This window comes from Asticcacaulis sp., from assembly GCF_020217185.1.
Taxonomy (GTDB): domain Bacteria; phylum Pseudomonadota; class Alphaproteobacteria; order Caulobacterales; family Caulobacteraceae; genus Asticcacaulis.
Genome location: NZ_JAIWNX010000050.1, coordinates 1 through 10000 on the forward strand (window position 1 = coordinate 1; position 10000 = coordinate 10000).

The following is a 10000-nucleotide window of genomic DNA, read 5'->3' on the forward strand; positions in this document are numbered from 1 at the left end:
TCAATATCGACGATTCCCCCCTGACGCCGTCGAAGTTCGGCGTGCGCGGCATCCCGACCATGATGCTGTTCAAGGACGGCAAGATGACCTCGATGAAGGTCGGCGCCATGCCGAAGTCGAAGCTGGTCGAATGGCTGGCCGAAGCTGGTATCGCCTAGTCTTGAAGCCAAAAGCTGATAGGGTGCGGGCGTGGAGCGCAGGCTTCACGCCCGCATTGTTTTTTTGCACTCCCCCCGGCACATCAGCGACATGGCGGCAACAGCGTACAATATCCTGATCAACGGCAAGGCGGGCACGGTCCTGAACCTGGGGCACGACTCCATCACCGCCGCGATTGAAGCCAGTGGTATGGCGGTGAACGAACTGCTGTTCGCTGAGCCCGCTGAGATGGAAGCGGCCCTCGACCGCTTCGCTCAGTCTCCGCATCCCCTTCTGGTGGGCGGCGGTGATGGCACCTTGCGCTCGTGCGCTGATACCCTCAGCCGCAAGAACAAGGCCTTTGGCATCCTGCCGTTCGGCACGATGAACCTGCTGGCGCACGATCTGGGGATGAACACGCTGGATGAGGCGCTGAAAGCCTATGCCAAAGGCGCTTCAGAAACGCGGATCGACGCCGGTGAAATCAATGGCGAGCTGTTTCTGTGCTGCGCCTCCGTCGGCGTCATGCCCGAAGCCTCGGTGTTTCGCGAACAACACCGCACCAATAACTTCCTGCTGATGGTGCCCTACCTGTTCTGGTTCGTGGCTGACTATTTCGAACGGCGCAAAAATGCGCGCATCGTGCTTCAGAATGGCAAGCGTCTGCATCGCTTCCGTTCACCCGCCGTCGTGATTTCAGCCAATCGCTATGCCGATACGACGCGCATCGACGAGAGCAATTTCAAACGCAATGATCTTCAGGGCGGGGAACTGGCGGCCTATATCGCTTCGACCCGCACCCGCGTCTCGCACCTGCGCTTTCTGACGCGGCTTCTGGTCGGCAACTGGAAGTCGGACCCGGACCTGACCGAACTAACCGGGACGCAGATGACGCTGTGGACCCGTCATCGCAAGGAAAAGGTCTCGGTTGATGGCGAGGTGACGGACCTCAAGACGCCGCTGGAGATCAAGCTCAAAGCGCGCTACGTGCCCCTGCTGATCCCGTTGCGCGAGGCCTGAATGCGCATAGCCCATATTTCCGACCTGCACTTCGGGGCGCACGACCGGCGCGTGACCGAAACCCTGATCAGCACCCTGATCGAGCTGGAACCCGATCTGGTGCTGGCCAGCGGCGACATCACGCAGGACGCGACGGTAGCTGAATTTGTCGAAGCCGCGGACTTTTTCAAACTTTTGCCCATGCCGGCCTTTGTCATTCCTGGCAATCACGACCTGCCGGGCCTTGACCTGCGCCGCTTCATCCAACCGTGGAAGCGATACCGCGACCATATTGCCAGAGAGCTTGAGCCCGAACTGCACGCGGATCTGGTCGATATCAAGGGCATCAATTCGGCGCGCATGATCCTGCCGGCGCTCAACTGGGCTTACGGTTCGATCAGCGCGCGTCAAAGACAGGATATTGCCGATTTCTTTGGGGCTTCGACGACGCCGTGGCGCGTGCTGACCGTGCATCACCCGCCGCTTAACCCGTCGGAATTTCCGCTGGATGTGACGGTGTTCAACAGCGACAAATTGCTGAAAACCGTCGGCGAGCAAAAGGTCGATATCGTGCTGTCCGGGCACCAGCATCATGCCTATGTCGAAACGCGCGTGATGAATGGGCACACCACCCTGTTTGTCTGCGCCTCGACCGCCATGTCGGTGCGCATCCGCAAACAACCGCAGGGCTTCAATCTGCTGGATTTCACCGACAAAAGCGTGCGTATCGAGCTTCACCAGCTCAGCGGCGATCGCTTTGTGACCCAGTCGGCGGTGACTCACACCAAGGTGTAGCCCCTCTCGACAAGTTGCAGGATTTACGAAATAAGGACCGCATGTTGTCCGCCCTGCCCGTCGATCCGTCCAAATACACCGCCTTTTGGGGGCGATGTTCCTGATGGCCATGACGCCGGGACCGGCCAACCTGTTCTGCATCTCCACTGGACTGGGACGTTCCGCACCCAGGGTTCTGATGGGGGTGTTCGGCATCAATACGGCCACCCTGATCTGGTTTGTGGCCGCCGCTTTCGGCTTGCACCTTCTGATCACCACCCTGCCCGTCGTCTTTCACGCGATGACGGTTGCCGGGGCCGTCTATCTTTTGTGGATCGCGGTCAAGACCATACGGGCGCGCAAATCGCACAGCGCGCATGAGCTGGACCTGCCGGAAAATGCGAACGCCATCGCGCGCGAAGGCCTGTGGGCGACGTGGAAGGACGGTTTCATGGTGCAGTTCCTGAACCCCAAGGTCACCCTGTTCTTCACCGCTGTCCTGCCGCCTTTTCTGGCACTCGACCGCCCGATGACGACGCAGATGCCGGTCTTTGCCGCCACAGCCATCGGCATGGATGTGATCACCATGACGACCTATGGCCTGAGCGGTCTGGCCCTGACGCGCTTCCTAAGCCGGGGTCGCAACCGCGAATATTTCGAGGTCTGTGTCGGCGGGCTGCTGGGCCTGATTGCTGTCGTCATACTGATGCACAGCGCCGCCGAGCTATTGCGTTAAGCGGCTTCTTTTCGCTTGATTTCCATGCGCCCTGTGCGACGCTCCTGATCAGGTTTAACAGCGAAGGGAGGTGATCCGATGTCTAATCGTCACAGGCCGAAGACGGCAGATAAGGGGATCACGATCCAGCTTATGGGTACGGATCGCCTTTGAGGCCATAACGGCTAAAGACAAGAGAGAGGGCTGTGTGATGTCACGCAGTCCTCTTTTTGTATTCAGGCTTTACTTCTGTGGGGATCAAATCCCCGTCGTCTTGTCGATGGTTTCGCTGACATCGTATTCGCGATCATTGTCCTGACCGCTCAGCGTGTCGGCATCGAGGTCCGCACCTGTATCCTTGTCCAGTGGCGTCAGATTGTCCTCATCTTCCTCAAGGCCTTCATCTTCAGGGCCTTCGTCGTCGGTGAGGTCTTGGTCTGTGTTGAGATCGGTCTCATCCGGCGTAATTTCCGCCGCCTGACCAATAGCGTTGGCCGTATCGGTGTCTGCCGGAATTTGGGTCTGTTCCATCATGCGGGGCTCTCCTTTGAAAGTTCCAGTCTGAGCCCTTCGCCAATAAGGATCGAGGCGGAGCGTAGGGCCTCACCATAAGGATTGGCCGCGTCAGCGAGGCGATGACTTTTTTAGGTCTTCGTAAACAGGTCTTAACCCTTTGCATGCGATTAACCGGGCTTAACCATAAGCCTAGAGACTGCCCCGCATGAGCACGGTTACCGCCCTCGTCTGGAATCATCTGGAGTCCCGTTTCACCTATGTCTGGCGTTCGGTGCCGATGGCGCGTCTGCGCGGAGCGCTGGTGTGCCTTTTGGGTCTGGCCTCGCTGATGGCCTATGCCTCCTATCGGGCGACCGACGCGAGCTGGAATACGGCCAGTGCCGAGCCCGTGCACAATTTTCTGGGCGGCTTTGGGGCGATCATTGCCGATATCGGCCTGCAATCCCTGGGGCTGGCCGCGTGGCCGATGGCGGCGCTGATGACGTGGTTCGGTCTGACGCGTCTGATGCAGCTTGACCCCGATGAAGGCCGTCGCACCCTGCGTATCCATAGCCTTTATGGCGCCCTGTTCGTGCTGATGCTGGCGGCGGCGCTGGCGCCTCTGCATCTGGGCGACGCCAATTCGCCCTCGATCGGCGGCTTTTGGGGTACGGGCACGCACCACCTGCTCAAAAGCGTGTTCGATTTCATGCGCCTGCCCGCCGGAGAGGTGATCGCCAGCCTGATCTTCGGCGCGGCCGCCTTGTGGGCGTTTAATCAGGCCCTGCGCCTGACGTCTGAGAGCTATGTCCGCGCCGCGGGTTTCGTTCTGGGCGGTTTCAGGGGCGCGCTGACCGCGTCTGGCCTGCCGGAAAAGGTCAATGCCGCCGTGACGCGCGAGCCCAAGGCGCCCAAGGCAAAACGCGGCCAGAAGGCGCCGCAGCCCTTCATTGACGAGACCGATTACACGCCCGACGCCATGCCCGAACCGGTGGTCAATAGCCGCGCCCCCGCCACGCCGGTCTATGACGAAGACGCCCCGCCCTTCGATATTGACAATCTCGACCCTGAATCCGAACTGTCGGCCCCGGCCCCGCGTCAGGCCGCTCCGGAACCGAAAATCCGCATGGAGGTTCCGCGCCCAAAGCCCTCAGCGCGCGAACAGGATGAGCGTCAGTCGAGCTTTGAATTCCTCAAGCCGGGCAATTTCCGCCTGCCCGAACTGTCCATCCTCGCCAAGCCCAAGCCGCGCGCCGCTGGTTATGACGAGGCGGCCCTGCGCCAGAACGCCCGTATGCTGGAAAGCGTGCTGGCCGAATTCGGGGTTAAGGGCGTCATCGACCAGATTCGCCCCGGCCCCGTCGTCACGCTTTATGAGCTGGCCCCGGCCGCCGGCGTGAAGGGCGCGCGCGTCGTGGCGCTGGCTGACGATATTGCCCGCAACATGTCGGCGCGCTCCTGCCGCGTCTCCATCGTGCAGGGCCGCAACGCCATCGGGATCGAACTGCCCAATGCGGTGCGCGAAACGGTCTATCTGCGCGACATGCTGGCTTCGGCCGAGTTTGAAAAATCGAGCCACATCCTGCCGATGGTGCTGGGGGAAAACATCGGCGGTGAACCCTACGTCACCGACCTCGCCAAGATGCCGCACCTTCTGATCGCCGGGACCACGGGTTCGGGTAAGTCGGTCGGCGTCAACGCCATGATCCTGTCGATCCTCTACCGGCTCGATCCGGAACAGTGCAAATTCATCATGATCGACCCCAAGATGCTGGAACTGTCGGTCTATGACGGCATTCCGCACCTGATCGCCCCCGTCGTGACCGACCCCAAAAAGGCCGTGGTGGCGCTGAAATGGGTCGTCAAGGAGATGGAAGACCGCTATCGCCGCATGTCGAAGATCGGCGTGCGCAATGTCGCCTCCTTTAATGAGCGCGCCAAGGCGACCGCCGCCGAGGGCAAGAACTTTATCCGCAAGGTCCAGACGGGTTTTGACGAAACGGGTCAGCCCATCTTCGAGATCGAGGAAATGGTGCCGGAGCCCATGCCCTATATCGTCGTGATCATCGACGAGGTCGCCGATCTGATGATGGTGGCAGGCAAGGACATCGAAGGCGCGGTGCAACGCCTCGCCCAGATGGCGCGCGCCGCGGGTATCCACCTGATTATGGCCACGCAACGCCCGTCGGTCGATGTCATCACCGGCACGATCAAGGCCAACTTCCCGACCCGCATCTCCTTCCAGGTGACGTCCAAGATCGACTCGCGCACCATCCTGGGTGAGCAAGGCGCCGAGCAGCTCCTCGGTCAGGGCGACATGCTGTACATGGCAGGCGGCGGGCGCATCACCCGCCTGCACGGGCCGTTTGTCGCCGACTCCGAGGTCGAGGCCGTGGCCGAATATCTGCGCTCGCAAGGTTCTCCCAACTACCTCGAAGACATCACCGCCGGTGGCGACGATGACGGCGATGGCGAGTCCGGCGGCTTTGGCGGCGAAGGCGGCGGTTCGGGCGACGACCTCTACGACAAGGCCGTCTATTACGTCACCATCGACCGTAAAGCTTCGACCTCCTACATCCAGAGGAAGCTGCAAATCGGCTATAACCGCGCCGCCTCCCTGATGGAAAAGATGGAGCAGGAAGGCGTCGTCGGCCCCGCCAACCACGTCGGTAAGCGCGACATTCTGGTCGGCCCGCCGCCGGGGATTTAAATGGGCTTCGCCGGTCAGGGAAAGCCCCTGCACCCGATAGATAGGACTGGACAGGTTCGAACCCAAGGCGGCATAAATCGTTTATGACCACCGAGCCTGCTTTCTTTGCCTATCCCTTTGACGCGGCCTTTTCCGAGGCTGTGCGTATTGGCGACACCCTCTACCTGTCCGGCCATATCGGTGATGACGACGACGGCAATCTTGCCAGCGGTTTTGAAGCCGAAGTGAAGCAGATGATGGCCAATGTGACGGCGTCTCTGGCCCGCTTTGATCTGGGGCTGGACGCCCTGATCTCGGTGCGGGTCATGCTTACGGATATGGGACAGATTGAGCGCTTCAACACGCTGTTCGCGGCCTGTTTTGGCGACAACCCCCTGCCCGTGTGCTCGGCCTTTGGCGTCACGGAACTGGCGCTCGACGCGACGGTCGAGATTGAATGTGTGGCAAGGCTTTAAGCCCCATTCACCCGCGGTTTAGTTTACGGCCATCATGTGCGGTCCTTATGTCATTTTGACGCCCTCAACCCGTCATCATAGCCGGTTAGGGTCTTTCTCAACGGATCGTATCACCGTATGAGAGAGATCATGACCGAGCTTACCAAACGCGCCCTGCTTACGGGCCTCACCGCCGCCAGCCTTTTGACCACCGCGCCTGTGTGGGCGCAAGGGCGTAACACGATCCAGCAATTCGTGACCCCGCCGAAGTTCAGCGCGCAGGATCAAGGGCGCATCGACCGCGCCGTCGCCTATCTGCAATCCTTAGGGACAGGCGGCGGACGCTTTGAGCAAACCGATTACAAGGGGCGCACCACCGCCGGTAACTGGTGGCTGCAACGGCCCGGCAAGATCCGTTTTGAGTACGATGCGCCCTATTCGCTGCTGGTCGTATCGGATGGCAAGACGGTCAATACCTGGGACCCGCGTCTGAAGGCCTTTAACCAGTACCCCCTCAACGCCACGCCGCTGTCTCTGTTTCTGTCGAAGCAGATTCGCCTCGATCAGGGCGTCATCGTCACTGAGGTCACGAGGACCACGGACGGCTTCCGCCTGAAGGCGCGCGACCGCCGCCGCGATGTCGAAGGCTCTATCCTGATGACCTTCATCGAGCGCGGCAATGCCCTGCAACTGGGGGAATGGACGGTGACGGATCAGCAGGGCAAGGGCACGCGCGTCAAGCTGGTCACCTTTGACCGCAATGCCGCCGTGCGCCCGGACCTGTTTGTGCTGAGAAAGCCGAAGGGCGCGAACTAAGGTTTCGGCTGCGCAATCGCTTTGATCCGCACGCGCGAGCGACTGGTGACGCCGTCGGCATCGACGACGCTGACTTCGTAAAAGCCTTCGGCCTCAGGCCGCCATTCGACGCGGCCTTCCGTATCGGCCACAACAGGCTGGCCATTAACGTACCAACTCAGTGGCCCCTTGCCCCGCGCCGAGGGTTTCAGCCCGCGCGTGGCGCTCAGCTTGCCTCCCGTCACCTGCCCCTCGACATAGACGGTGGCCTGATCCGGCGGGAAGAGGATGGACGGCCCGCGCACGGCGGGTTTGAGGGCCTTTAAGGCTTCGGGGGCCGCCGCCGGGGTCAGGCTTTGCGGGGCCTGCGACGGGGCATTGATCTGATCGAAGACATCAAACAGCAGGGGTGCGGAGGCTTCGCGCCCCGTCTGATCGGCGCGCGAACCGCCATCGGGGCGACCCGTCCACACCAATACGGCATAGCCGCCCGCCACCCCGACCGCCAGCGCGTCACGAAACCCGTAGGAGGTGCCGGTCTTATAGGCCGGGCGGCTGGCCGTCTTCATCAGATGCGCGGGCAGGCGTCCAGCCGGCGGCGGGGTTTCGCGCAGGATGCTGATGACACGCGACGCCGCATCGGCGGCCATCAGTCGCTGACCGGGACGGCTGAGATTGGCCTTGGCGTCGGCTTCCGTCCAGGCCAGCGGCTTCATCAGGCCCTTATCCCCCAGAGCCGCATAGAGTGCCCCCAGGTCCTGCAATTCGATCCCGGCACCGCCAAGTGCCAGAGCCAGACCGGCGTCGCGCAGGCCGGTCTTGGGGCGGATCAGGTGTACCCCCACCCCTTGCAGACGCGATTCAAAGGCCCCGGCCCCGATGCGATTGAGCACCGCCACGGCGGGCACATTAAGCGAGTGCGTCAGGGCTTCCTTGGCCGACACCTCACCGTGGAACACCTTGTCGAAATTTTCCGGCTGATAGTCACCAAAGCGTGTTGGAGCGTCCATCAGGCGCGTATCGGGGGCGACGATCCCCTCTTCGAAGCCGTACCCGTAGATGAAGGGTTTGAGCGTCGAACCGGGTGAGCGGATGGCCTGCACCATGTCGATCCAGCCGCCCGTGCGGTCAAGGCCCGCCGAACCGACGCTGGCCCGCACGGCCCGCGAACGGATTTCAATGACGAGGATGGCCGTCGAAGAGTTCGGGCCCTGTGCCACCGCCGTTTGCCGCGCCAGCGCTTCCAGTCGCGCCTGCAACGGTGCATCAAGCGTCGTCACCACCGTCGCCTGAAGGCCTTTGGCCTCAGAGGCCAGCCTTCCTGCCGCGTGCCAACCCAATGCCGGGAAGGCAAAACGTTTGACGATCATAGGCTCCGTTTTGGCTTCGGCCACCTGAGCGGGACTAAGCACGCCCTTGGCCGCCATGCGCTCCAGCACAAGGTTGCGCGCCCGCAAGGCGCGTTCCGGATGACGGTCTGGGCGGCGGGCTTCCGGCGCTTGTGGCAAGGCGATCAGCAGGGCCTGTTCACCCAAAGTCAGGCTTTCCGGCTCATGGCCGAAATAGGACAGCGAGGCCGCGCGCACCCCTTCCAGATTGCCGCCATAGGGGGCCAGTGTCAGATAGAGCGACAGGATATCGCGCTTGGAAAAGCGCGCCTCCAGTTGCCACGCCCGGAAGACCTCGATCAGCTTCGACAGGTAGTTGCGGGGTTTGGGCTCCAGCAATCGCGCCGTCTGCATGGACAGGGTCGAGCCGCCGGAGACGATGCCCCCCGCGCTGAGGTTGGAGCCGAAAGCACGCGCAATGGCTATGGCATCGACCCCCTGATGCCACCAGAAGCGCTCATCCTCGACCTTGAGCAGGTGTTTGATAAAGCCGGGGTCGGTGCGGTCGAGGTCGGCACGGATACGCCACGTCCCCCCTTCGACAGGCAGCGCCCTGAGCCACGCGCCATTGTGATCCAGCGCCACCGCCGAGGCGGCTTTGGCGCGCGTCAGATCAGGCGGCAGGGCCAGATCAGCGACACAAACCGCCACCTGAAAGGCCACAAAGCCGATCAGGGGTTTGATCAGACGGGGGATCAGCCGGTCCATCCCATCAATCTTCACGGCTGCCTCGCGGCGACGCCTTGCGCCGAAAGCAAGGCAACGGCTTTGTGGTCAAAAGACACAAACGTCTCTCCCCCCAGCCACGCCCCTTCAAAAGCGATAACGCCATCGGCAAAATCGCCCCCGGCCCTCAGGACTGCCAGCCCCGCTTCGACCGCCGGACGGTTGACCTCCACATGCGCGGTGGACATTAGCGCCTCAATGGCTGCGGCGATATCTTGTGTCCCGAAGCCATAGACCCGACGCAGCACCCAGACGAATTCACACAGACAAGGCAGGGCGATGGCAATAAGTGAGGCTTCGGTCAAAAGCTTCGCCGCCAGATCACCCTGTACCGGGTCATCGCGAACGACCGCGCGTACCAATATATTGGTATCAACGCTGATCTTCATTCCTCACCGGCCCAGCCAGCGGCGGCGGCGGCGTCCATCTCCTCAAGCGAGGCGATCTTGTTGGTGCGGCCCGACAGCAGGCCAATAAAGCCTGTAATCGAGCCCGCCGGTCTGGCCGCCCGGATCACCCCACGGCCATCCGGCAGAAGATCAAGCTCAATCTGTTCACCCGGTCGAATGCCCAGATGCTGAAGCACCTCTTTGCGGAAGGTCACCTGCCCGCGTGAGGTTACCGTTAATGTCGTCATGTCACACCTCGCCGCAGATTGTAATGCAAAATTGCATTACAATCAAACAGCCTTGCAATGGGCTTATCGCGGGGCCACCGTCAGACGCCCGCCCGCCGTGCGTGCATAGAGATCGTGGCGATAGAGGTCCTTCACCTCGACGCCCGGCAGGTAGTAGTCACCCGGCGTCACGGCGCGTGCCACATATGC

The 10000-nt window shown here is 61.8% G+C and carries 11 protein-coding genes; 7 read left to right on the plus strand and 4 right to left on the minus strand.

Annotation, left to right across the window (positions count from 1 at the left end; all coding sequences use genetic code 11):
• From LDL37_RS02370 to LDL37_RS02385, 4 genes are all read left to right on the plus strand, one after another.
• The coding region (locus LDL37_RS02370) for a thioredoxin domain-containing protein (protein ID WP_290793787.1) at positions 1-158 on the plus strand (158 nt) is incomplete at its 5' end.
• A 91-nt stretch (positions 159-249) separates the two neighbouring features.
• Positions 250-1158 carry a diacylglycerol kinase family protein gene (locus LDL37_RS02375; RefSeq protein ID WP_232037039.1) on the plus strand — a complete coding sequence of 303 codons (909 nt, stop codon included), beginning with the start codon at positions 250-252 and terminating at the stop codon, positions 1156-1158.
• Positions 1159-1932, plus strand: a complete 774-nt coding sequence (locus tag LDL37_RS02380; RefSeq protein WP_290793762.1) for a metallophosphoesterase — start codon at positions 1159-1161, stop codon at positions 1930-1932. It begins immediately after the preceding gene.
• 103 nt (positions 1933-2035) lie between these two features.
• Positions 2036-2647, plus strand: a complete 612-nt coding sequence (locus LDL37_RS02385; RefSeq protein ID WP_290793765.1) for a LysE family translocator — start codon at positions 2036-2038, stop codon at positions 2645-2647.
• A gap of 237 nt (positions 2648-2884) precedes the next feature.
• On the opposite strand, the gene LDL37_RS02390 is transcribed toward LDL37_RS02385, so the two are convergent.
• Positions 2885-3160 (minus strand): hypothetical protein, encoded by a 276-nt coding sequence (locus tag LDL37_RS02390; protein WP_290793767.1) that lies wholly within the window; start codon positions 3158-3160, stop codon positions 2885-2887.
• A gap of 187 nt (positions 3161-3347) precedes the next feature.
• On the opposite strand from LDL37_RS02390, the gene LDL37_RS02395 reads away from it, so the two are divergent.
• From LDL37_RS02395 to LDL37_RS02405, 3 genes are all read left to right on the plus strand, one after another.
• Entirely contained in the window at positions 3348-5831 is a 2484-nt protein-coding gene (locus tag LDL37_RS02395; protein ID WP_290793770.1) for a DNA translocase FtsK, read from the plus strand.
• A gap of 83 nt (positions 5832-5914) precedes the next feature.
• Positions 5915-6286, plus strand: coding sequence for a RidA family protein (locus LDL37_RS02400; RefSeq protein WP_290793774.1), 372 nt, complete (start codon positions 5915-5917; stop codon positions 6284-6286).
• Positions 6287-6415: 129 nt separating this feature from the next.
• Positions 6416-7081, plus strand: coding sequence for an outer-membrane lipoprotein carrier protein LolA (locus tag LDL37_RS02405; RefSeq protein ID WP_290793776.1), 666 nt, complete (start codon positions 6416-6418; stop codon positions 7079-7081).
• Here LDL37_RS02405 and pbpC read toward each other — a convergent pair.
• Genes pbpC through LDL37_RS02420 form a run of 3 tightly spaced genes read right to left on the minus strand, consistent with a single transcriptional unit; the run spans position 7078 to position 9811 of the window.
• Complete coding sequence (gene pbpC, locus LDL37_RS02410; protein WP_290793779.1) at positions 7078-9156, minus strand: penicillin-binding protein 1C; 2079 nt, start codon at positions 9154-9156, stop codon at positions 7078-7080. The genes LDL37_RS02405 and pbpC overlap by 4 nt on opposite strands.
• An 11-nt stretch (positions 9157-9167) precedes the next feature.
• Positions 9168-9563, minus strand: a complete 396-nt coding sequence (locus tag LDL37_RS02415) for a type II toxin-antitoxin system VapC family toxin (protein WP_290793782.1) — start codon at positions 9561-9563, stop codon at positions 9168-9170.
• Complete coding sequence (locus LDL37_RS02420; protein WP_290793785.1) at positions 9560-9811, minus strand: AbrB/MazE/SpoVT family DNA-binding domain-containing protein; 252 nt, start codon at positions 9809-9811, stop codon at positions 9560-9562. The genes LDL37_RS02415 and LDL37_RS02420 overlap by 4 nt, the downstream gene beginning before the upstream one ends.
• Between the last annotated feature and the right edge of the window lie 189 nt (positions 9812-10000).